This window comes from Rufibacter soli, from assembly GCF_054781795.1.
Window position 1 is genome coordinate 2,302,428 of the sequence record NZ_BAAGTS010000002.1, and the last position, 23,647, is coordinate 2,326,074.

Consider the following 23,647-nt stretch of genomic DNA (forward strand, 5'->3'; position numbering starts at 1 on the left):
AGGTTATCCAAAGAAACGCCGGAGGAGCCAAAGGGCCAAACTCAGCAACAAACTCACCAACAGCATGGAGGTGAGTGGGGCGTAAAACCTAAAGCCCGGCCTCTCTACCCTTATGTCGCCGGACAGTCGGCCAAACCAATCTAGCCTAGGCCCAGCCAACCAGAGTACTAACCCAAGTAGGACAATGGCTGCGCCTATGATCACTAGATATTTACCGAGGGGTTGCATAGGTGTAATAAAGCTGGAATAAGTAAGTGTAGTTAGGTTTCTAAACCAGAGGAATCCTGGGATAAACTGTTTTAAAACATCCTCTCTAATATCCTGAATAGCGTCCACTAAACGCAGACTCTCCCCTTGAGGGGAGCGCAGAGGGGTGTCTACAAAGGAGAGCCTATTTTGCCGATCAGCTCAATAAATATCCATATCGAATTTCTTATAAAAGATTGCCAAGAATACGTGCATCAGCAAATGCAAACACCCCTCTGCGCTCCCCTCAAGGGGAGAGTCTGCGACTTCAACGGTATTTTACATTTGGCAGGCTGGGAAGTGCAGCTAAAGCGATACACCTCCCTATCAGACTTTACTTAATCAAAGAGATACACCACCTTATACTCCTCATTCAGTTTTAATGCGGCTTCAAACTTGTTGCCGGTTTTGGGGGATGTAAAGCCTTTGATTTTAGGCGTTTTGCCTTTCAAGATCAGGGCCTGGATGTTGCTATCAGATAATGCCTTGCCATGGATTTCAAAGGGCACCATGAACTGGCACCCGTCCCGGAAGCGGCTGCACCCGTAGGCGGTTTTGCCTTTGAGCATTTGGCCCTGGCTGCATTTGGGGCAGATTAGCACCACTGGTTTCTTTTCTTTCGCTTCTGCTTTCTCTGCCTGCAGTTCATGGTTTGAAGACAGCACCAAAGCACCGTCAAATTTCTCGCCGGTTTCCTCGTCCACCAAGCCTTTTACCACCGGGGTCTTGCCTTTCTTTAGCAGCGCCTGCACTTGTTTCTCCGTGAGCGGTTTTCCTTTAAAGGACATGGGCAACCTAAACTGGCAGCCTTCCCGGAAGCGGACGCAACCGTAGGCCTGGCTCCCTTTCAGGATTTTACCGGTACCGCAGGCAGGGCAGTTGCCTAAGGAGCCGTCAGTGGCAGCCAGCGAGCTTTTAGGCTCTTTTTTGGTTTTTTCCCCTTTCTTGGCCGGTTCGCTTTCCGTTGGTTTGCCGGCTACTTCGGTGGGTTGAATGGTCACGCGGTTGTTGTCCTGCTTTACTTCCTGCACCATTTCCCAGACCAGTTGCTTAAGCTCATGCAGGAATTCTTCCGCCGCGAACTCGCCAGCCTCAATCTGCCTTAGTTTCTTCTCCCACTGACCCGTCATTTCCGCAGACTTGAGCGTGGGGTTTTTGATTACTTGAATCAGGTCAATGCCAGTCTGGGTAGGCAGAATCTTCTTTTTCTCTTTGCGTATGTAATTGCGTTTGAACAGCGTCTCTATAATAGCCGCGCGGGTAGAAGGCCGACCAATGCCGTTTTCCTTCAGGGCTTCCTTTAGTTCATCGTCTTCCACTTGCTTACCGGCGGTCTCCATGGAGCGTAGCAAAGTAGCCTCGGTATAATCCTTGGGCGGACTAGTGGCTTTGCGCTCCAGCAAGGGCTCATGAGGACCGCGCTCGCCGGCTTCAAAATGAGGCAAGACCGCCAACACTTCCTCTTCTTTTTCCTCGCCATCAGCAGCAGGTTTAGCAGCTGGTTTTGGGGTGGTGGCCAGAGGTTCTTCGGGCCCGTAGACTACACGCCAGCCCGGGTCCAAAATTTGCTTGCCTTTTGCCCTAAAAGCATGCTGCGCCGCCTCACCATTTACCACTGTGTTGCTGACAATACAGTCTGGGTAAAAGGCGGCAATAAACCGTTTGGCAATGAGGTCAAAGACCTTAGCCTCGGTACCGTACAATCCACGGGCATCGGTACCGGTAGGGATGATGGCGTGGTGATCCGTGACTTTGTTATTATTGAAGACCTTCGCCGATTTCCTGATCTTCTTGCCCAACAATTCCTGCGTGAGGTGCTGGTAGTTATGTAGTCCGCTCAGGATACCCGGAATCTTTGGGTACTGGTCATCGGGTAGAAAAGTGGTGTCCACACGGGGGTAACTCACTACCTTTTTCTCATAAAGGCTCTGAACCGTTTTAAGGGTCTCATCTGCTGATAAGCCAAACTTGTTGTTGCATTCAATCTGCAGTGAAGTCAGGTCAAAAAGGCGGGGCGAGCTTTCGGTGCCTTTCTTGGTTTCTACGTCCTTCACCTCAAATTCAGAAGGCTTGATCTGCTCCAGCAGGGCCATAGCCTTGGCTTCCTCTTTAAACCGGCCCGAGGTGCTGCTAAACGTCACGTCACGGTAAACGGTCTTCAGTTCCCAGAAAGGCTCTGACTTGAAATTCATGATTTCCAAGTGCCGGTGCACAATCATGGCCAGCGTTGGCGTCTGCACACGGCCCAGAGAAAGCAGTTGCCGGCCCTGCGCGTATTTCATAGTGAACAGGCGCGTGGCATTAATACCCAGCAGCCAATCACCGATGGCGCGGCTTTTGCCGGCCTGGTACAACTGGTCAAATTCCTTGCCCTCGCGCAGGTGCTGAAACCCTTGCCGGATAGCGTCTTCGGTCAATGACGAAATCCAGAGACGCTTAAATGGTTTGCGGTATTTGGCCTGGTGCAAGACCCAGCGCTGAATCACTTCTCCTTCCTGCCCGGCATCCCCGCAGTTGATTACTTCCTCGGCCTCGTTCAGGAGTTTTTGTATGACTTTGAACTGCTGCTCCACACCCTTGTTGCCTATCAGTTTAATGTCAAACCGTTCGGGCAGCAAAGGTAGATCTGGCAGGTACCAGCGTTTCCAGTTGGGGTTGTAATCATCTGGCTCATTGAGTTGGCAGAAGTGCCCAAAGGTCCAGGTTACCTGGTACCCGTTGCCCTCAAAGTAGCCGTCACGCTTTGTTTTTGCGCCAATCACGTGGGCAATTTCACGGGCTACACTAGGTTTTTCGGCGATGCAGAGTTTCAAGGCTATTTTGGGAAAATCAGGTCAAAAACAGAAGGCAAAGGTACGCATTTATGGCCGCTATCGCTAACCCCAGGGGATGTTGTCAGATATAGGAAGTTATTAATATATTAAGAATTCCCTAATAATCTAACGCTTTCCATTATCATTTCATTATCAAACATTTACCCTTATTTCAACACTTACCAACGGCTCCTGCTCTTTTTCTTTAAATGGATTTTAGAGTTAACCAAGGCAAAAGGGGCTCGTATAAAGTAACCGGTGCCTTTGGTGGCATCTACGAAATCCATCATTCACCTTAACTAAAAACAACTATGAGAAATCACGAGAATTCAGGGTACGATAATTTCAACACGTACCGCTCTGGACACGAGAACACCAACCGTAGCGAGTGGGGTAGTATGGGCAACCGTACCGAAGGATATGGCAACAAAGATTACCAGTCTTACGGGGGCAGCAATAACCGTGGCAACTCCGGTGATAGAACCGAAAGCCCTTATAGCAGCCACTCTTCTAACTACGGCGGTAACCAATATCGCTCTGGCAACCAAGACCCCTACAGATCACAAGATCAAAACAGATCCAGCATGGGAGGCCAGCAAGGCAGCACCAGCGGCTGGAGCGGACACTCTATGCAAAACAGAGGCGGCTCTTCCAACATGGGGGGCTCATCTTATGGCTCAGGCTCTTCAAACATGGGAAGCTCTTCGTATGGATCAGGTTCTTCCAATATGGGAAATTCATCATACGGATCTGGTTCTTCCATGCGCGGTCAGGGCAGCATGAACCAAGGTAGCTCCGGCTCCTACGGATCTGGTTCTTCTTCCAGCTACGGCTCTCCTCGTAGCAGCTCTGAGCATTCTTATGGCTATGGCCAAGGCAGCTATTCCAGCGGCGCCGGTTCTACGCCGTCTTCTAACATAGGTACCTATGGTGGCGCCCGTTCAGGCTACGCCGGGTCTTCCTCTGGCATGAACCCACAAGGCGGCGCCATGGACAGAGGCAATGCCTACAGCAACTACGGCGGCTCTAATGACTACCGCGGCTCTGGCTCAGGATATGGTTCTTCTGGCCAAGGTTCTTCTAACTATGGAAGCGCCCGCGGCGGACAGTCTTCTGGTTCTTCCAACTACGGAGGTTCTTATGGACACAGCGGTTCTTCTTATGGCTCCGGATCCGGCTCTTCTTACGGACAATCGTCCAGAGGTGGATCTGGCTATGGCATGGGCCAAGACTCAGGCAGCCGTCACATGTCCAATAACTGGGACCGTGACCGTTACAACAGCGGCTCTTCCAACATGTACGGAACCAACAACCAAAGCAACCACCGCAGCAACAACAGCTGGATGGACGATGATGAAGACCATGCCCGTTTCAGCCATGGCAACGCCAGTGAAAACCGATACTCAGACGACTATTCCCACCCGAGCAACGCGGGACGTGGCAGCAGCATGAGCAGCATCCATGATGAGGATAGATACAGCTATACCCGCGACAACGATAATAACCGTGACCGCGAAGACGAAGGATTCTTTGAAAGAATAGGCCACGGCATTAAAGACGCCTGGAACAGCATTGCCGGCGACGATGATGACCGCGATGAATATGGTAACTCCCGCAGAAGCTCTTCAGCGGGCAGCCCTCCCTATAACTACGGATCTGGGTCTAACAACGCAGGTTGGTAATCCTTTCAGGATGTAATAAAAAGAAAGCCCCGCCAAAATGGCGGGGCTTTCTTTTTATTAAACCAAACTAAAACTAAAAAACTAAACGAAAGGGTAAGGTGAGATTTATTGCATGCCGTAAATGTGCTCAAACCGTTTTATGAGGTTGGTCTGCACATTGAGGTTATGAAGGATACCATCATGCAGGTCATACACCAAGCCATGCAATTGCGGCGGCTCTTCGTATTTCATGGCATTCTGGATGATAGAGGTTTTGGAAAGGTTGATCACCTGCTCTATCACGTTCAGTTCTACCAATCTCCTGAATCTTTTCTGCTCATCAGTGATCATGTTGAATTCGCTTTCATGCAGCCTGATCACATCCTTGATATTGGTAAGCCAGTTGTCAATCATTCCAAACTGCTTGTCACTGATGGCGGCGGCTACGCCTCCACAGCCGTAATGGCCTACCACCATGATATGTTTCACCTTCAATACCTCTACGGCGTACTGCAACACAGACAACAGGTTCACGTCTGTGTGCACCACCATATTAGCGATGTTGCGGTGCACAAACATCTCGCCGGGCTCTGTGCCGGCAATCTCATTGGCAGGTACGCGGCTGTCTGAGCAGCCAATGAATAAGTACTTGGGGGCCTGCCCTTTGGAGGAGCGCTCAAAGAAACCGGGGTCAGATTCATTCTTTTGTTCCACCCACTTGCGGTTGCCTTCAAAAATGCGTTGAATATCTGGATGTTCCATCTGCGTTTGATCTATAGGTGCCATGTTATTTAAAGTAAATTTAGTGTCCGTTGGAAGAGACCACTGAAGGGATATCCTGCAGGGTTAACCTGATATCGCGTTCATGGGCTACTGTTTTAAAATTCTGGATGGCCTCCAGCACATCATAATCGATGTAGGTAGACTGAGAGCCGTCAATCAACACCTCACTGTTTTCGGGTAAGTGGTCCAGGGTGAGGGCCACGCTTGCTTTGTTCAGAAAGGTGACGTTCTCGCTCAGCTTGATATGGATTTTCTCCTGCCCTCCGTCTTTCGTTTTCTTATAGAAGTAAGGAGATTTGTAGTTCGCCTTCAGGATGTAGAATATGCCCACAACCAAGCCTATGGATATACCTTTGAGCAGGTCTGTGAACAGAATGGCCAGGATAGTGATGATAAACGGCAGGAACTGGTCCAGCCCTAACTTCCACTGCGTTTTGTAGAGAACCGGCTTCGTTAACTTAAAGCCCACCATCAACAACACCGCCGCCAGGGCCGCCAAAGGCACCAGCCTTAACACGGTGGTCAGGAACAGCACGCTCAACAACAGGAAAACCCCATGTAAAAAAGAGGACAGTTTAGATTCGCCGCCGGCATTCACGTTGGCCGATGACCGTACAATCACCGCCGTAAGCGGAATACCGCCTATCAAGCCACTTAACATATTGCCTAGGCCCTGAGCCTTCAGTTCCCGGTTGGTGGGGGTGCGGCGCTTGTGCGGGTCTAATTTATCTACCGCCTCTACACTTAGCAGACTTTCCAAACTGGCCACAATGGCCAGGGTAATGGCCAGCACCAACACCTCTGGGTTAGAAATAGCCGACCAATCCGGGAACCGCAGTTCTGCCAGTAAAGAGGACGGGCTTGAGATATCTGGCAACTGTACCAGGTGCGAGGCCGCAATAGTCAGCTCCGGGAAACTTGCCTGGAATAACAAATTCAAACCAATGGCCACCAGCACGGCTATCAAGGCGCCGGGCACCAGTTTCAAGGCCTTATTGGCCTGCACAAAAGGTCGTTCCCACAGAATAAGGATAGCCAAGGATACTACGCCTACTATCAAGGAACCTATCTGAAAACGGCTCAAGGCATAGCCAATCTCAGAAAAGGTATTGCGGCCATCAGACTGCAAAAAGTTAAGGTCACCCAGGAAATCTTCGTCGGCGCCCAGGAAGTGCGGTATCTGCTTCAGGATCAGGATCAACCCGATGGCTGCCAGCATACCTTTGATTACCGAGGATGGGAAATACAGCCCAATGATACCAGCCTTCAGATAGCCTAAAATAATCTGGAAAACACCGGCCAGCACTACGGCCAGCAAAAAGGCATCAAAGCTACCCAGGGTGGTAATACCGTTCAAAACAATGACGGTAAGTCCGGCGGCGGGACCACTCACACTTAACTGCGAGCCACTTGCCCAGGATACTACCAAACCTCCTATGATACCGGCAATAAGCCCTGAGAACAAGGGAGCCCCAGAAGCCAGTGAAATGCCCAAACAGAGGGGCAATGCCACCAGAAACACCACCAATCCGGCAGAAAGGTCTTTTCCTACTGTGTTAAATAATCCTTTTTCTTTCATATGCGCGTGTCTTCTTTGAGAAAACGTAGTCCAGTAACTGGAGGAGTTACCTTTACTTAGTTTTCACAAAGGTGCCGCCGCGCCATTAAGACGGTATTAAAACCAGATTAAAATCTGATTAAAATTGAAAGTTTGTGGAAGAAAAACCCTTTTAGGACGAAAACTGATAATGAACGAACCGCAATTATACCAGGCACTGCGTTCTACAAAGTCGCCCTTTCCGTTTTAAGCCTGTTTTTAGGAAAACGTGCCTAAAACGTCTTTACTAATTATGCCCTGCGTTTTGAGCCTGTTTTTTAAAAAACAGGCTCAAAACGCAGGGCATAATAACATCAGGTAGTTTACACTTTTACCGTTCTGTACAACTTAGGTAAGGTGATGGCAACTTCGGTGCCCTGGTTCAATTGGGAATGCACGGCAATGGTGCCTCTATGGGAATGGATAATCTTTTCGGCTAAGGGAAGCCCTATGCCGTGGCCTGAGATTTCACGCACGTTTTCGGCCCTGAAAAACGGCACAAACACCTTGCGCACATCATCTGGTCCCATGCCAATGCCCTGGTCCCGTACCCTGAATACAAGTGACTGCGGCAGCACCTCAATAGAAGCAGAGATGGTGGGTTTTTCGCCGGAGAATTTGGCTGCGTTTTCCAACACGTTTACGGTGGCAATTAACAGGAGGGCTTCATTGCCCTGGATAAGGAGCTCTTTTTCATCTTCGGGCAGGTTGGTGAATTCCACGTCCAGCACCATGTTGGGCTGGCGTTTGCGGGCCTCGGCGCAAGCCTGCCATACCAACTCATCCATGCGCAGCTCCGTCATCTGTATCTTAGAGGAATCTGAGCTGGCCTGTACCATTTGCAGTAACCCATTACTCAGTTGGGTAAGAAGACGGGCATCATCCAGAATGGAATGGAGCACCCGCTCGTATTCCTGGGCGGACCGGTCTTTCATCAAAGCCACCTGCAGTTCGCCAATCATGGCCGTCAGTGGGGTTCTTAGTTCATGCGAGGCGCTGGAGACGAAGGTTCGCTGCGCCTCAAAGGCGGTTTCCAGGCGGTCCAGCAGGCTGTTGAACGTCTGGGCCAATTGTGCTACCTCATCAGATCCCTCGGCCTGCGAGAGCCGCCGATGCAGGTCTGAGGCTTTGATCTTCTCTACCTCAGACACCACCTTAAGGAAAGGACGAAGCGCGGCCCTTGAAAAGACCATGCCACTCAAGACCACAATAATTACGGCCACCACAAAGCCCGTAATCAACAACGTGCGCAAATGCTGTAGCTTGTTGAGGTTGTACAGGTCAATGGAAGAAGCGAACACAAAGAAATAGGATTTCCGGTGGAGATACTTAATACCCACCAATTGCCGGTCCCCTATCTCCAGACGCACCTCTCCCTCCCGGCGCAGGGTTTCAAGCAGATGGTGGGAAAGATTAACCTGCTCATCGCCTTCACTGAAAACCAGTTTGCCTTCATGGGTATATACGCTTACAACCTCGCGGGGCAACATCTGGTAATACAGGCGCTGGTCCAGGGCGTGCTGCTGGGGGTTTACTGTATCAGCATCCAGCACATAATGCGCGGTGGCGTAGGCCCGGTTTAAGATACGGCCGTAATAATCTGTCTTGCGGTAAAGCGAACTGAAATAGTACACCGACAAGCAGAAGAACAGCAGGATCACCGTGAAAATGGCCGTAAACTGCAGGGTAAGCCTGGTCTTTATTTTCATTTTTCCTCCATCTCCTTCAGCACGTAGCCCATACCCACCAGCGTATGGATGAGCTTGGGGTTAAAGTCTTTGTCAATCTTCTTGCGCAGGAAATTAATATACACATCAATGACGTTGCTGCCCGTGTCAAATGAGGTTTCCCAGACCTGCTCAATGATATCTACCCTGGAAACCACCCGCTCTTTGTTGCGCAACAGGTATTGAAGCAAGGAAAACTCACGGGCTGTTAGAAAGATGGCCACCCCTCCCCGGTGCACGGTCTTTTTCTGCACATCCAGTTCCAGGTCGGCAATCTTCAATACCTCGGTGCCTACGCTTTCCTGTGACCGCCGGGTAAGTGCCCTTAGGCGGGCCAGCAGTTCCTGAAACTCAAACGGCTTCACCAGGTAATCATCGGCTCCAGAGTCCAGCCCCAAAATCTTATCTTCGGTGCTGCCAAGAGCGGTAAGCATAAGAATAGGCAAAGTGAGGTTCTGCTGCCGGATGATCTTGCACACCTCCACCCCATTCATACGCGGTAGAATCACGTCCAGAATGATCAGGTCATACTCGTTTTCGGTGGCCAGCTTGGCGCCATAGAACCCGTCATAGGCCTGTTCCACCTCATGCATTTGCTCCTCCAGCCCTTTCTTGATGAAAGCGCTTACTTTAGGTTCGTCTTCAATGAGGAGTATTTTCATGGGGCTAAGTTAGCAACAGGAACAGCAAAAACAGAAGCAGAAGCTAGAGACTTACGTTTTAAGTGGGCTGCCCGATGATCTCCAGATAAAACCGTCCAGAATGTAATGGGTCATCTGAGGAAGCGCCAGGAGCGGTACCAACACAGAAAGCAGTAATTTATCTTCTACCTGAGGTAGCATCTGAAAGAAGGTAAACACCTTTGGGTGATCTCGCCAAACCAAAGCATCCCACAAACCTTCCTCTATATACGCCAAGGCCACCACCAAGCCTACAAAAAAACCAATTCCCACCAACCCTAGAGACCAACGCTCCTGCCAGGCTGATTTTCTTTCTAAGGTCTTTGCTTGCCGTTTGTGGCCGTAAATCCAAACCAGGGCCAGGTAGGGAATTCCGTGCGAAATCACGTTGAAAGAGGTAAAGATCAGGTCGCCGTTATAATAAACTATACCAATGTACCAGGCTAGGAATGTTCCTAGAATAACCAGATTACGGGGAGCGTTAAAGGTTCTGGTTTGGTAAAACACATAACCCTCCTTTAGCAGGAATACCCCAAAAACCAGCCCATTAAAAGCGGCAATGTAAGGAGCAGCCTCAGGGAAGGACAGGTCCACAAAATCATTATCAATAAACCAATTGAAATCCCGTTCTCCCTCCACATGCCAGAATAACAGTGGAAGTAAAGTGGCCGCATAAATGCAGAAAGTATCCAGGTGGCGTTCCCAGGCCGGTCGTTTCTCCAGCCTGGAATAAAGGCGCATAAACCCATATTACTGCCTGATAAAATGAAAAACCGCCATGTACGCCAACACACTCCAGAAAACTCCTCCGCCCAACGTATAAAGGAGCATGCCGCCTATCCAGGCACCAAACGGGGCCCACACCAACAATTGCCGCTTCTGCGCCAGAGTTTCTTTTTCCAGATAGGTTCGGAACAAGGTGCTGTACACGTGCCCCACGTCAATTAAGAGGATAAGCAGGACCCAGGCAGGCACTGGTAGGTTGTGCACATGCTGCTGGAAAAAACCGGGGAAAAGAACAATGGCCAGCAGACACAGAAAGGGTGGCGACAGGATAAAGACCGTGTCTACCCAAGTAGAGTGAAGCCATGGCTGTTTTGATGGTTGCATGGTTAAGACAAGAGTTGTTGGGCCGCTTTTATGCCTTGGTAAAAAGCCTCCTCAAAAATTGAGATCCCGCTCAGGTCTGAGTGCGCAAAAGCGATTTTCCCTTCCAGAAGCGCTCCCGCTTTCTGCCTGTCCTCTCCCCAAATAAAGCCTGGCACCGGTTTTATCATGCCATGGCCCCACACCCACACGTTTAGCTCCTCAACCTCTTCCCTTATAGTAGGGTGCGCCTTTTCTAATTCCTGAAGAACCTGCTCGGCCCATTGTTCCTGCTTCTTCATGAAGACTGCTTGCCGGCCTGCAGTTGAGGAATCTGCCAAGGGTAAATAAAAGGTAATGACCTGCTTTTGGGGAAACCCTTCTACGCTTTGTTGCTGGGCATTCACATACCCCAATGACTGGCTGCCATAAATCACATTATCCCAACTAAGAGCAGTTCCTTTCCCTTGCGGAACTTGTTTTAAAGTAAGGTTGGCCACCACCCAGGGCGTATAGGTAAAGGACTTTTTGTTGCCTGTTGGTGAAATCTGGGGCAGGTTTTTTAAGAGTTTTTCCCTGACAAATTGCGGCGTAGCCATAACACATTTCTGCGCGATCAGGCGCGTGGCCTGGTCGTTTTGCAGATTAAGGTAATCAATAATGACTTTGCCGTTTGAGAATCCTACATGGTATACCAAAGATCCGGTTCTAATGTCAGGACCGGCCTGATCCCGTAGCTTTTCCGCTAGCCAATGGTTTCCCTCAGGCCAGGTAAGGACCCGGTCAGCGTCTGAGTTTGCTGCTTTTGCTTTCCGGCCGGCAAAGTAATGGATACCGGCCCAGGCGGAGGTCTGTTCTAAGGTAGCCCCGAAATCGTCCAGGCAGCAATATTCCACATACCAGCGTAAGTAGGGAGAGGTAAAGTCTTGCTGAATCATCCACTCCTGCATGGTAAGCGCATCCAGTTTCCGGAAGCTGGCATCTTTAGAAGAATGATCCAGAGGGATGTCAAAAGCGAAGCGACCATCCGCTCCTTTTGCTTTCTTCATTTCCTCCATAAGCGATAGAAACCTCTCTATCTGTTTTAAATCTGCCTGAGGCACTCCCCAGGCAGGCACTAATCCTTCCTGCCAAAAGCCATTGATAAAAAGCCGTTCCTCCGGGTCAAAATTGAGATGGTATTCATTGTACACCGGCAAACCGGCCTCATCAAAGCTGGTGATCACCTTGGTCTCCGCCAAAAAATCTAAAAGATCTTTATTGTCATTATTGGGCAAGGGCAAATAATGGGCTCCCCACGGAAAAGCGCTTTGCTCATTTCTCCCTGACTGGCTATTACCGCCGGTTCTGTCTTCCAATTCTAACAAGCATACCTGGGCCGTTCCGTTTTTTCTAAGCCACCGGGCTGCCGACAGACCGGAGATGCCTCCCCCAATGACCACTGTGTCTACTTCTTCAATGTAAGAAGGCACAGTGTTAATACCTTTTCTTAGCAAATGACCCGCTTTGAAAGAAGGGCCGAACAGCCGTCCGGCGGGAGCCTTTTTAGTTTCTCCTACGCAACTAACTAGGGAGGGACCCACCAGGACCAGTCCTCCCAATGCCAGGGCACCTTGCTTAAAAAATCTTCTCCGCTCTTCCCGTTCCCGCATTTAGTTAATGTAAGTAGCCCATTCGTCTTCAAAATAGCGGACCAGGGCCTGGTTGTTCAACTTATTGATTTCGGTTTGGCGGGCGGGCATGTCTTTAGGAAAGGTGCGCATCTGTTCAAAGGTGGGGCCGTCCAAAAACTTAAGCTGCGCCATAAACTGACCATTCACCTGCACCTTTTGCTCCGGTGTTACCAGCACAAATCCCCAATCCCCAAAAGAAGGGACATGGGCGTGATACGGAAGCGTGGCAAACCCGCAACTAGTTAAAGTATTCACCACGCACCAGTACGCATTGGGGGCCACAAACGGGGAAGTGGCCTGAATCACGGCCGCTCCGCCGGGTGCTATGGCCTGGCGCAATACTTTGTAAAAGGTGTTAGTGTAAAGCTTTCCTATAGAATAATTGGCGGGGTCTGGGAAGTCAATCACCACAAAATCAAACTGCTCCTTGTTGTTTTTGAGCCACTGGAAAGCGTCTGTGTTAATGACCGTTACTTTTTTAGACAGCAGGGCCTGCTGGTTAAGGTTTTTTAAGACTTCATGGCTAGTAAAGAGCTCGGTAACGGCTTTATCTAAATCTACAAGCACTACTTTCTCAATGCTGGGGTACTGCAGAACTTCCCGCACCGCCAAACCATCTCCCCCACCCAACACCAGTACCCTTTTTGGGTTGGCTACTGAGTTCAATCCCGGGTGTACCAAAGCCTCATGATAGCGGTATTCATCAACGCTGCTGAACTGAAGGTTCCCGTTCAGGAACAGCCGGAAGCCTTGGTCATTTTTGGTGAGCACAATCTTTTGATACGGTGACTGCACTGAGTAAATGATCTTATCTGCGTAAGAAAGGCTTTCGGTGAAGGCCAGAATCCGGTCACTCATGATAAAACCAGCCACTAAAGAAAGGATGGCCGCCGCGCAGGAAGCCCTGAGATAATAAATGCCCCTAAGCTCTTTTGTGAAGTAGAAACACAACCATAAGGCCACACCCGCATTGAGCAAACCAAAGAAATAGGAGGTCCGGAGCAGCCCGAGATGCGGCACTAAAACTAAAGGGAAGATGACAGACGCGAGAAGGGCCCCTATATAATCAAAGGTGAAAATTTTGGATACCAGTTCCTTGAACTCAAACCGGTCCTCCAAGATACGCATGATCAACGGGATCTCCAGACCAACCAAAATTCCCGTGAGCGACACCAACAGATAGAGCACCATCTGAAAAGAGGCAACCCGGTCAAACAATAAAAACAGGATAGTAGAGCTGAAACCGCCCACCAATGCCACCAACACCTCTATCTGGATAAACCAGGCAATCAGGTTCTTGTTAAAGAACTTTGAAAGGTAACTACCTATGCCCATAGAGAACAGGTACAACCCAATAATGGTGGAGAATTGCGTGACAGAATCTCCTAAAAGATAACTGGCCAAGGTACCCGCCACCAACTCATATACCAACCCGCAGGTAGCCACCACAAACACTGAAAAAAGCAGGAGGGCCTGTACGCTAATTCGCATGTAACGTTGGGCTTAACCGTGTACAGATGCGCCAATGATAATGGCAATGGCAATAATGAAGGCCGCAAAAATGGTGGCCAGCGCCATGTTCTGTTTCTCCAGAATCTCCTTCCAAAGGTTTTCTGGGGTTACCTTCTCCAGTAGCCAGAAGGTGAAAAACAGAATAGCAATCCCAATAAAGGAATAAAGCAAAGAAGCCGAAACCAGCTTGTAGTTGATGAGTGATTCCATAGTTTTTATTTGTGGTAATAACGGTGGGTGCGATAAGTGCCAGTTCTGGAGCCGCCGGCCTCAGACTCTTCTTTATCGTCTCCCAAAAAACGGGTGCCTGATAGGCCGGCATAGGTGAAAAAGCCTACTACCAATGCCAGGTAACCCAAAAACAGAAGCTTTAAGCTTTTCTTCATAATGGGGTATAGCTATTCGTCATAAGGAGAGTAATCACTGCTCATCCAGCGGCTTCGTTCAAAGGAATATTCCCTAAACCCCTGTACCGCTGGCACTGCCGCCAACAATAACAATGAAATCCAGAAGTTAGACCAGATGGGCACATCCTGCACCAAGCGTAAATGGAATGTATCTGGTACCCCACTCTGGAACGGCTGCATGTCACGTGACGGTTGCAGGTAAACCTGATAAGTGCCGCTTGGAATGGCAGAAAGAATCTGGTCCGTATCTGGGCTGCCCTCGCTCCAGCTTTCGCCTCCTTCCACGCCATTGTAAAACTCCACGCCCACTTCTACATAATATTCGCGGCCGGTTTTGGTATTCAACAGGGAGATACCGGTGGCAAACCAGGAGTTTTCAACCGGGGCCCGCAGGCGCACTTCCAGGTTGGTGCTTCCTAATAACGAGGACTCTATATCAATAGTAGGGCCAGGAAGGGCCATTAAAGTGCCTTTGCCTTCTTCTTCCGTGAGCAGGTAGGTTTTATCTAACAAGACTTTATTCTGGTGAAAGACAGAGAGAAGCACCTGAATACCAAGTAACACTGCAGCCGCCACCAAGGCCAGATTTCTGACTTTAGGAAAGGGAAAATCCTGGGAGAAGGGTTCAGCGCCGCCTACCCCAATCTGGTAGGGCATGGGACCATCTAGGGAGAAAAGTTCCTGCACTAGTTCAGGCTCCATGTGCTCGCCAAACATGTAGCTTTGCTCCTCTCTGCCAATAGACATGGTTAGCATGTAAGGGGCCGCCACATATTCACTATACTGGTTTTCATCTTCCGTGATCTGCCAGAAAAACTCGCCGCTGGCATGAGTAACCGTAGTACGGTATTTATTATACAGCTTGAAGTTTTTGTCCAGGTATCTTATATCTGATGAAATGTGTTTGTTGCCATTTATGAAATCAGAGATAAACCGGAAAAAGGTCCAGTGACCGTCAGATTCTGCCAGAAAAGCATACCCCTGCACCGGATTGAACAGCACATATTCGCGCCACCGGTATTTTAGATTACGTTCTTTGAAGACCAAAAACCCCACCACTGCATACAGCACCCCATTTATTCGGCCCTTTCTGCCAATGGGCAATAGGGGCTCCTGCTTTTCTCTGCCAACAGATTGAATGGGAACAAGCCCCTTCTCCTGCAGTTCTGACAAATGGGAACAGTGCGGGCAAACCACGTTCTTAGCCTGGGCATGCGTGATTAGGTGCAGTTTCTTTTTACAGGAAGGGCACGCCACCTCTAGGGTACCGGGCAGCTGCTCCTTCTCTATTAACTTAAAGCCATTCATTGTGCGTGCGGGTCCCTTGTAATGACATTTCGTTTAACTCCACATAAGTGCCCAGGTAGGCATGTGGCGCCCTGGAATTTGTAACCTGAAGAATTCCCATCTGCCCATCTGTCCGGAACAGTTCTACCGAGGCAAAACCCAACTCCTGCAGCCCTTGTTCGGGCACCTCTCCCTCCCAGAAAATTTGCTTTACTTTATCTTTCACCTCAATACTAAGCATAACGGTCCCTATAGTAGCCGTATCACCTATTTTTAGGGAACCCACCGGGGAAAGGCAGGTGTAATTGGACTCCTGGAAAAAGCTATAGTTGCCAGCCCAATCGCCTAGCCAGCCGGTAAGACCGGTCTCATACAGAATAAACCAGTGGTTGCGGTACCCTTCCTGAAAGAAGTACTGGATTCGGCCTATCAACTCAAATTTTTCCTCTGCCCTGGAACCTGTCACGCCTACCCGAAGAATGCTCATGACTTCCCGCATTGGGACCTCCTTTTGCGGAACGGCCCCAGGCACCATGGTTTTTCTTACCACAGACAAGCAGGAAGGGCATACCTGGGCCAGGCTTACTTCAGTCCGGAAAACCAAAGGAGTTTGACACGAAGGACAAGGGAAAGGGGTGGCTAGGGGGGCCATCATAGAATAAAGAAGCGGGCTAAAAAATGAGTTAGCGGTAAACTGTTTTAAGGTTGATTTCAGGAAAACATGCTAAAAACGGAAAGTTATATCACGTAGCCAGCTTTGAGAAACCAAATTACAGCTTACATTCCATTTTCCAACTATTTACCTGTCCCTTCTTCTCATAAAGGGTTTCTACTGTTTCGGGTCAGCAACAAACAGCCTGGAAAAGAATGGTTCCCGCAACGTGGAAATCTGGTTTAGTCCTCTTTTTCTAAAAACACCTATAAACAGGAAATGCTTTAGGAAGTAATAATTGCGTACCATTCCTTCTTCAAAAAATTTGTAGGCAACCTATTGCATGCTTCAAAAGTATATCTAACTTTGAAACACAAAGTACTTTACAATCAATACACTTTCATACTCACCTCTACCATAAATCACTATCCTTTATTTATAGGCCTAATCTCCAACCAAAATTTTTTTAACTATGAACTTTGAAATACAAAGTACTTTACAAGAAAATAAACTAGATATTATCCCCCAACGTCTCTCCCTCAAACCGCTCCTGGTCACGGGGCTTGTCTGCATTGTGGTCTCCTTCAGTATTTTCCTGTTGCAGGACCTTGACCTGTTAACGCAGGTAGACAATGCCGAAGGGATGTTTCTATTCAACTACCTCATTGCGGCCGGTTACTTTTTAACTATTCTCCTCCGGAAGCGCTTCAGCAAAAGCAAGCCTCTTCCCTTTCTGGACCACCTAATGCTTTTTCTGGTTTTGGGGTTGATTAGTGACTTTGCCCTGAACAAAAGCATGTCCATTTTTCAACCGTCGGTGCCGTGGTTTTCCGGGTGGCTGGTAGTGGTGTCCTGCGCCATGGTGGCGTTTCCTTTCCGGCAGTTTTTACCCAAGGCCTTGCAGTATGTGATGGTGTTTTTGCTGGGCACGGGCGTGGTGCTGTTTGGGTATTTTGCACTGTATCTTTTGCCGTTTTATGCCATTGGGGCTGTAGGAGCTATTGCGCTGGGGATAGGCCTGCACATTTTTATTCCGCTGGCGGCCGTGCTTTGCCTGTTGTGGACCGCCCGGCGGTTAGCCAAAAAAGACGAGACTATTAAAAGGGTTTTCGCGGTGGGCGTGCTGGTGCCAGTGCTATTTTCCCTGGTGTATTTGAGCGTTTGGCAAGCCGGACTGGAAAAGATAAACCGATTACTGGGTTCTTATCAGGTGCAGGACCAGCAGGATTTGCCACGGTGGGTTTTTCTGAGCCAGCGCGTACCGGCCACTCCCATCTTTGAGCGACTGGTGCAGACTGATTTGGTGTACCAATCAGCGTCTACTGACGGTTTTGACTTCTTTGGCATGCCCAACCGAACCTTTTCCGAACTGCAGCGCCATGACCCATTAGTGATGTTGGCCACCCGCCTGTTCCGGAAACCCGAGTTAACCACCCAGGAGCGCATCAAAATCATGGAAAGTCGTCTGCAGTTGCGCCATCAGGCGCAGGAACGGCTGTGGTCGGGTACGCACCTGTCTACCAGTAGTGTCATTACCCAGGCCCAGATTTTTCCCCAGTACCGACTCAGCTACACCGAGAAAATCCTGAATGTCTATAATAACCGGCCCGGCAGTTGGGGTCAGGAAGAAGCCATTTATACCTTTCACCTCCCCGAGGGCAGCGTAGTTACCTCCCTCTCCCTCTGGATCAAAGGCCAGGAAGAAAAAGGCTACCTCACCACCCAGAGCAAAGCCGAAAAGGCCTACAAAACCATTGTGGGCGTGGAGTCCCGGGACCCATCGGTGGTACACTGGCAGGAAGGCAATACGGTGAGCGTGCGCGTATTCCCCTGCACGCCCCAGGAAAGCCGCCAATTCAAAATAGGCATCACCTCCCCGCTGCGGTTGGAGAACGGGCAATTGCTCTACCAGAATATTCCCTTTGACGGACCATCGGCTAGAAGCGCACAGGAAACAGCGGTAATCCGGGTTGAAGACCCAGGCGCCAAAATAGAGGCTCCCCAGGATTTCACGCTTATCGGCGCCAACCGATATGAGCGCCATGTCTCCTTTGATCCTGACTGGAATTTCAAACTTCCAGCTCCGCCCTTAAGTACCCAAGGCTTCTCTTTTGCCGGCCATACGTACCAGATGGCGCCTTATACCCCAACCTTTGCTCCATTCAGCCCTACCCGTATTTACCTGGACCTGAACAAGGCCTGGACCGAAGAAGAATTCACCGCAGTTTGGCAGGCCGCTAAAAAGGCAGAGGTCTTCGCCTTTACAGGGACAGAAATGACCTTGCTCACAGACCAAAACCGGCAGGAGATTTTCCGGCAGGGCCAAACGCTTACCTACTCGCTGTTCCCCTTGCATTTGGTATCAGAGCCCGAAAAAGCCTTGATCATCAGCAAGGGCACCGAAAACTCGCCTAACCTCAAGGATTTGCAAGGCAGCCGTTTTGCAGACGATTTTGCAAAAACGTCCCCACAACGCCAACCCATCCGGTTTTTCCAGGTGGGCACCCTTACCTCACCTTACATTAAAACCCTCAAGGAACTCAGCGTTATCCAGCATACCCATGGTACCACTGCTGATCTGGCTACCATGCTCCGGCGGCAGCGCTTTCCGGAGCCGCAGCAAAATGACAATACCGTGGTGCTGGAAGATGCAGAAGTAACCATTACCCGCACCAGCCAGCCAGAAACAGATCCCACAAAGGCGACAGCCCCAACTTCAGACCACCTGCTACGGCTCTTCGCTTATAATCACCTCTTGCAGCAAATAGGTCCCAAGTATTTCCAGAAGGAGTATCTGGAAGAGCACCTGATAGAGGAGGCGACCCAGGCCAATGTAGTGAGTCCGTTGTCAAGTTTAGTGGTGCTGGAAACCAAGGAAGACTATGAGCGCTTCGGGATCACGGAAAGCAAGAACAGCCTGGGCAATGCCAGTTTGAAGTCTTCGGGCGCCGTGCCTGAGCCGCACGAATGGGTGCTGATCATTCTGGTTATTGTAGTGGTGGCTTTCACATTGTTGAAGCAACGATTGATTTCATGAATAGGTCCCTTTTCTCTTTAATGCACATCCTGCAGGCCCGGCGTCTTTCCCTGGCGCTGGGCCTGGGGTATGCACTGGTAGCCGCCATCTTCCTGAAGGAGTATCTACTCTGGGACTTGCCATGGCTTCTAAGCCTGGCGCTAGTTCCGCTGGTGGCGCTGCCGGCCCAATCTCTGGCCCGGGACTGGCCTTTGTTCCTGGGCGCGGCCGCCCTTGCTGATCTGGCGGCCTATACCCAGATTGCCACGCTCTACTTTTTTGCCATGCTGTTGACCGGTTGGTGGGCGCTGCAGACCTTGGGCGGCAGAAACGGGCTTTACCCACTGTTGTTGCTGTTGATTGCCTCCCCGCTTTTCTCTTACCTGGCCGATGTCTGGAGTTTTCCATTGCGGTTACAGCTTAGTCAGGCCGCGGCCCATTTGCTGCAGTTTATCTACCCCAAGGTAGAGGCCGCGGGTAACCTTATTCTGGTGGAAGGCAAGGAATTCTCAGTGGACCCTGCCTGTGCCGGGCTGAGCATGTTGTCTTTTTCGCTGCTGTTAGCGGTTTTTTTGATGGCACGGCTGGCGCAGCAAAATTCCCTGCCCGGTTGGGCGCACGGCGTTTTACTCTTGCTCATGCTGGGGTTGAATTTGGCCTGCAACCTGATCAGGATTCTGCTATTGGTGATTTTTCAAATCGGGCCTGATCAGGTAATGCACGAGGTAGTGGGTCTGTTGTGCCTTCTCATATATGCGGTGGTTCCCTTTTATTTTGGCAGTAGGTTTATGGCCCGTTTTTTCCAAAACAGCCTCAAACCAGAAAAGGCCACATCCCCTGCCCTTCCTCCCAGACAATGGAAATTACATGTTTTCCTGCTGTTACTACTCACTGGGGCGGGCCTTAGGATTATGTGGAAAGAAGTGATTCCGCAGCCGGCCGCGCCTTTGCAGGTAGCTGGGTTCCAGACCCAGGTGCTGCCTGACAACGTGCACAAGTTCACTAACGCCCAGGCGCTTATTTACATGAAACCCGTGCGGGGCTTTTACTCTACAGAGCACCACCCGTTAATCTGCTGGGAAGGCAGTGGGTACCAGTTCAGGAAAGTGCGCCAGGTACAGGTAGCTAACCGGCAGGTGTTCATGGGTACGCTGGTGCGGGGCAAAGACCGCCTGCAAACCGCCTGGTGGATGGACAACGGGCAGCACCAGACCATAGCGCAGTCAGATTGGCGCTGGCGCATGTTCAAAGGCGAACCGGCCTTTCACCTGGTCAATATCACCACGGTCTCTGAACCAGAACTTCGTCGGCAAATAGTTGCTTTGTTTTCCGGTTACAGCTCTGCCACTGTGCCGGCCAGAACCGCTTCCTGGTAATTGGCGGCGGCCCGCTGGCCCATGAAAAAGAAGAGAATGCCTAACAGAGTGCAGGACGCCATTATGCCCACCATAGGCAAGGCCGTTCCGTCATGGAAAAGACTTACTGATCCAGAGACCAACGCTCCTATGCCCATCCTGAAACTCCCGCCCAGTGCCGAGGCACTTCCGGCAAACCGTGAAAACGGGGCCAGTGCCAACGCTGAGGCGTTAGGGGCGGTAAGCCCCTGCCCTAACAGGAACAGGAACAACACCACAATAAGGCTGTTTTTCCCGTACCACCCCAAATACATGCCTAACACCATAAAGGCCCCAATCACCAACTGGTACACCAAAGCGATGTTGATGATCTGCTCACTTTTCAGGCGCCGTAGCAACAAGTGGTTGAGCTGGGGGGAGCCGATCATGGCCACCGACAAAATGGCGAAGATCCAGCCGTATTCCTGCTCACTCACCTTGTAAATGTTCATGAACACGTCTGGTGAACCAGAGATGTAGGCAAAGGGAGCCGCCGAGGCAATACCCCCCACCAGGGTAAACACCAGAAACTGCGGATTGCGTAAAACGGCCAGGAAATTACGGAGCACCGGTTTAGGCTTCAAGGACATGGAAGGATCTGGCTGCTTGCCTTCCGGTAGGGCAAAAAAGACGCCTATCAGCATGACCAACGTAATTACGGCCAGGGCAATGAAAACTGAGTGCCACCCAAACGCCGCCGTCATATACCCACCCACGGTAGGCGCCACCATAGGCGACACGGCAATGACCAGAATAAGCCAGGAAAAAACCTTGGCCGTTTCTGTCACCGGGAACAGATCGCGCACCAGGGCTTGGGCAGCTACCATCCCCGCGCAACCTCCTACCGCCTGCAAAAACCGCATGAAAATAAGCATGTCTGCCGAGTTGGTGAAGGCGCAGCCAATAGAAGCGGCAATGTACACGCCCAACCCCGCGTACAGCGGGTACTTGCGGCCAAACCGGTCCAGCAGCGGACCATACAGCAATTGGCCCACTGAAATACCTACCAGATAAGCCGTAAGGGAAAGCTGGACCTTGGCAATGGTAGTATTCAGATCTTTGGCAATGGCCGGAAAACCCGGCAGGTACATGTCAATGGAGAAAGGACTGATTGTGGAAAGGGATCCCAGAATCAGGATGATGATAAAATATTGTTTACGCGTCATGAGGAAAGGCAAACCGCAAAGGTACTACACCAGCCTCATTTAGGCCCAGGCCGTTTCCCTTTTTTCAGGCTCAAAAGTATACCTAGCCTATACTTGCCTGGGTGGATTTGTGTTTCCTTTTTATCCTGGGCTGCTCCAGAAATGCTGAAAGGTGCAGGCAAAGCATATAAAGGCCACTCCACCCGGACCTTGGAGCCTTTTGGTCTAAATGCGTTTCGGGCCTGTTTTCTGAAAAACAGGCCCGAAACGCATTTTTTATTTTACTGCATTGGTTTGGCGCTTTCTTACCTCATTCATGACCCGGCGTCGCATCTGGGCCTCAGACCTGAACATGGCCATAATCTGTTGGGGCGTCAGCACGGTCCTGAATTCCTGGTAGTAATTCTTCCGGAGGGTGCTCATTTTAACGGCATTGTCCAATTGGGCCACCACCAGCTTATCAGCCTCTTCCGCGGTCAGGTCTTTAGGTGATTTGCCGGGCGGCAGCGTGGGCCTCCCAAAATGGATGGCGGCCAGTTCAGCGTCATAGCGTTGGTAAATGGGACTCAGGGCTTTCAGCTTATCCTCGGGCAGGCCCAGGTGTTTCTGGATCTCCAGGAGTTTAGCCTGCGTGACTCTTTCCCGCAGCTTCGCGTTCCGACTCAAGTCCTGGGCCGGGGCCTGAAAAGAGAACAGAAGGGTGGCACTGATAATTAGTATTCTAAATAAAGGGTTCATTGTTCTATGGTTTCTCCGTAAACGAATTCCTCAGATTCAGCCAGAGCGGCCAACTGCTGCAGGTCATCATCTGAAATGGAAGCTAAAAGTTGGTCCAGGGTTTCTGTTTTTTCTGGCTTGGCCTTTGGGGGCACCGGTGCAGGTAAAGCCAATTTGGCTGGTTTCTTTGTTTGGGCCGGTTCAGAAACCGCTGCCACCTCTGGGCTGGCCACTACCGGAGGCGAAGGGGTGGTTTCCGTTATTTCCGGGGCCTGCGGTACCGTCATGGCTGCCGGGGCCACCTGGGCTACATGAGGGGTCTGGTTCCGGGAAGCTGGCAGGAACAGGTAACCCGCCAAAAGCAGCAGCACCACGCTGGCCGCTATGGAAAGCACTTGCCATGAGACTATGGAAAAAGCACGGGTGCTATGGGAGCGCCTTTTGGCCTCCGCCAGGGTTTGGGCCGAAATCTCCTCAAAGAATCCGGAGGGCACCTGGTACGGCATATTTTTGCCTATTTTGTTTAAATCAAATTCTTCTTTCATATTTCCTGCATCATAAATTCCTTGACCTTACCGCTGGCGTAGTGGTAATTGGTCTTAAGCGTAGAAACAGAGCTATCCAGTATCTGGCTTATCTCTTCGTAAGGCAATTCATCATAGTAGCGCAGCGTAAAAACTAAGCGTTGCTTTTCGGGGAGTCGTAAAATGGCTTCTTGCAGCCTAACCAAAATCTTATCGCCGTCCTGGGGGCAGGAGTCATGCAGGGTATCTACCAGTTTCTCATTGATCTCTTCCTTAGACACCAAAAACCGTTTCCGTTCCTTAAACACCCGCAGGCATTCATTAGTAGCAATGCGGTAAAGCCAGGTATATAATTTACTGTCGCCGGCAAAATTGTTCAGGTGCTTGTACACGTTGATAAAGGTTTCCTGCAGGAGGTCTTGCGCATCTTCATGGGTAACCACCAACCGCCTTATATGCCAATAGATCCGGGTCTGGTACTGGTTCATTAACATGGTGAAGGCTTTGTCTTTGGTGCGGGGGTCATGAAACAAGGACAATATCTCCTCATCTGTCGGTTCTGTCATTCCATCTGGGTGGTGTAAATTTCAACCATGCTTCTTAGAGGCGTAAAAAGCGCAAAAGTTAAATAACGAGCAATAAAATCAATTTATCCCGGCGTTTTCACTATACAACACATTAAATATCAATCTTTTGCAGATGGTGAGAAATATTTTTTTGAAAGCCT

General features: G+C 50.2%; 21 protein-coding genes. 3 read left to right on the plus strand and 18 right to left on the minus strand.

Features of this window, described 5'->3' with window-relative positions:
* Positions 1-3 precede the first annotated feature (3 nt).
* Together ACYVJQ_RS11505 and ACYVJQ_RS11510 are read right to left on the minus strand one after the other, a co-directional pair.
* Entirely contained in the window at positions 4-228 is a 225-nt protein-coding gene (locus ACYVJQ_RS11505; protein WP_460893220.1) for a DUF2905 domain-containing protein, read from the minus strand.
* Between the two features lie 356 nt (positions 229-584).
* Positions 585-3,059 carry a type IA DNA topoisomerase gene (locus tag ACYVJQ_RS11510; protein WP_460893221.1) on the minus strand — a complete coding sequence of 825 codons (2,475 nt, stop codon included), beginning with the start codon at positions 3,057-3,059 and terminating at the stop codon, positions 585-587.
* A gap of 311 nt (positions 3,060-3,370) precedes the next feature.
* Between ACYVJQ_RS11510 and ACYVJQ_RS11515 the strand changes: the two genes are divergently transcribed.
* Positions 3,371-4,741, plus strand: a complete 1,371-nt coding sequence (locus tag ACYVJQ_RS11515) for a hypothetical protein (protein WP_460893222.1) — start codon at positions 3,371-3,373, stop codon at positions 4,739-4,741.
* Positions 4,742-4,846: 105 nt separating this feature from the next.
* Here the strand turns inward: ACYVJQ_RS11515 and ACYVJQ_RS11520 are convergent, their stop codons facing one another.
* From ACYVJQ_RS11520 to ACYVJQ_RS11575, 12 genes are all read right to left on the minus strand, one after another.
* The gene (locus ACYVJQ_RS11520) at positions 4,847-5,506 is read right to left on the minus strand and encodes a carbonic anhydrase (RefSeq protein WP_460893223.1); all 660 of its coding nucleotides are present in this window, start codon (positions 5,504-5,506) and stop codon (positions 4,847-4,849) included.
* A gap of 16 nt (positions 5,507-5,522) precedes the next feature.
* The gene (locus tag ACYVJQ_RS11525; RefSeq protein WP_460893224.1) at positions 5,523-7,082 is read right to left on the minus strand and encodes a SulP family inorganic anion transporter; all 1,560 of its coding nucleotides are present in this window, start codon (positions 7,080-7,082) and stop codon (positions 5,523-5,525) included.
* Positions 7,083-7,423: 341 nt separating this feature from the next.
* Positions 7,424-8,809 carry a sensor histidine kinase gene (locus ACYVJQ_RS11530; RefSeq protein WP_460893225.1) on the minus strand — a complete coding sequence of 462 codons (1,386 nt, stop codon included), beginning with the start codon at positions 8,807-8,809 and terminating at the stop codon, positions 7,424-7,426.
* Positions 8,806-9,489 carry a response regulator gene (locus ACYVJQ_RS11535; RefSeq protein WP_460893226.1) on the minus strand — a complete coding sequence of 228 codons (684 nt, stop codon included), beginning with the start codon at positions 9,487-9,489 and terminating at the stop codon, positions 8,806-8,808. The genes ACYVJQ_RS11530 and ACYVJQ_RS11535 overlap by 4 nt, the downstream gene beginning before the upstream one ends.
* A 51-nt stretch (positions 9,490-9,540) precedes the next feature.
* Positions 9,541-10,248 (minus strand): hypothetical protein, encoded by a 708-nt coding sequence (locus ACYVJQ_RS11540; protein WP_460893227.1) that lies wholly within the window; start codon positions 10,246-10,248, stop codon positions 9,541-9,543.
* Between the two features lie 9 nt (positions 10,249-10,257).
* Complete coding sequence (locus ACYVJQ_RS11545; protein ID WP_460893228.1) at positions 10,258-10,617, minus strand: hypothetical protein; 360 nt, start codon at positions 10,615-10,617, stop codon at positions 10,258-10,260.
* 2 nt (positions 10,618-10,619) lie between these two features.
* A complete protein-coding gene (locus ACYVJQ_RS11550) occupies positions 10,620-12,065 on the minus strand; it encodes an FAD-dependent oxidoreductase (RefSeq protein WP_460893229.1) in 1,446 nt (481 codons plus the stop codon).
* A 180-nt stretch (positions 12,066-12,245) separates the two neighbouring features.
* A complete protein-coding gene (locus ACYVJQ_RS11555) occupies positions 12,246-13,757 on the minus strand; it encodes a polyamine aminopropyltransferase (protein ID WP_460893230.1) in 1,512 nt (503 codons plus the stop codon).
* Positions 13,758-13,769: 12 nt separating this feature from the next.
* Positions 13,770-13,988, minus strand: a complete 219-nt coding sequence (locus ACYVJQ_RS11560) for a DUF350 domain-containing protein (RefSeq protein WP_048920834.1) — start codon at positions 13,986-13,988, stop codon at positions 13,770-13,772.
* A 5-nt stretch (positions 13,989-13,993) separates the two neighbouring features.
* Positions 13,994-14,164 (minus strand): hypothetical protein, encoded by a 171-nt coding sequence (locus tag ACYVJQ_RS11565; RefSeq protein WP_460893231.1) that lies wholly within the window; start codon positions 14,162-14,164, stop codon positions 13,994-13,996.
* Between the two features lie 12 nt (positions 14,165-14,176).
* Entirely contained in the window at positions 14,177-15,493 is a 1,317-nt protein-coding gene (locus tag ACYVJQ_RS11570) for a DUF4178 domain-containing protein (RefSeq protein ID WP_460893232.1), read from the minus strand.
* Positions 15,480-16,127, minus strand: a complete 648-nt coding sequence (locus ACYVJQ_RS11575) for a hypothetical protein (RefSeq protein ID WP_460893233.1) — start codon at positions 16,125-16,127, stop codon at positions 15,480-15,482. The genes ACYVJQ_RS11570 and ACYVJQ_RS11575 overlap by 14 nt, the downstream gene beginning before the upstream one ends.
* A gap of 469 nt (positions 16,128-16,596) precedes the next feature.
* Here ACYVJQ_RS11575 and ACYVJQ_RS11580 point away from each other — a divergent pair, with 469 nt between their 5' ends.
* Entirely contained in the window at positions 16,597-19,161 is a 2,565-nt protein-coding gene (locus ACYVJQ_RS11580; RefSeq protein WP_460893234.1) for an XrtN system VIT domain-containing protein, read from the plus strand.
* The gene (gene xrtN / locus ACYVJQ_RS11585; RefSeq protein ID WP_460893235.1) at positions 19,158-20,516 is read left to right on the plus strand and encodes an exosortase N; all 1,359 of its coding nucleotides are present in this window, start codon (positions 19,158-19,160) and stop codon (positions 20,514-20,516) included. The genes ACYVJQ_RS11580 and xrtN overlap by 4 nt, the downstream gene beginning before the upstream one ends.
* Here xrtN and ACYVJQ_RS11590 read toward each other — a convergent pair.
* The 4 genes from ACYVJQ_RS11590 to ACYVJQ_RS11605 all read right to left on the minus strand — a co-directional run bounded on the left by ACYVJQ_RS11590 (position 20,474) and on the right by ACYVJQ_RS11605 (position 23,486).
* Positions 20,474-21,700 carry a Bcr/CflA family multidrug efflux MFS transporter gene (locus ACYVJQ_RS11590; RefSeq protein ID WP_460893236.1) on the minus strand — a complete coding sequence of 409 codons (1,227 nt, stop codon included), beginning with the start codon at positions 21,698-21,700 and terminating at the stop codon, positions 20,474-20,476. The genes xrtN and ACYVJQ_RS11590 overlap by 43 nt on opposite strands.
* A gap of 255 nt (positions 21,701-21,955) precedes the next feature.
* A complete protein-coding gene (locus ACYVJQ_RS11595; protein ID WP_460893237.1) occupies positions 21,956-22,417 on the minus strand; it encodes a hypothetical protein in 462 nt (153 codons plus the stop codon).
* Positions 22,414-22,941 (minus strand): hypothetical protein, encoded by a 528-nt coding sequence (locus ACYVJQ_RS11600; RefSeq protein ID WP_460893238.1) that lies wholly within the window; start codon positions 22,939-22,941, stop codon positions 22,414-22,416. Before ACYVJQ_RS11600 ends, ACYVJQ_RS11595 begins: the two co-directional genes overlap by 4 nt.
* Positions 22,938-23,486 carry an RNA polymerase sigma factor gene (locus tag ACYVJQ_RS11605; RefSeq protein WP_460893239.1) on the minus strand — a complete coding sequence of 183 codons (549 nt, stop codon included), beginning with the start codon at positions 23,484-23,486 and terminating at the stop codon, positions 22,938-22,940. Before ACYVJQ_RS11605 ends, ACYVJQ_RS11600 begins: the two co-directional genes overlap by 4 nt.
* Positions 23,487-23,647: the final 161 nt, after the last annotated feature.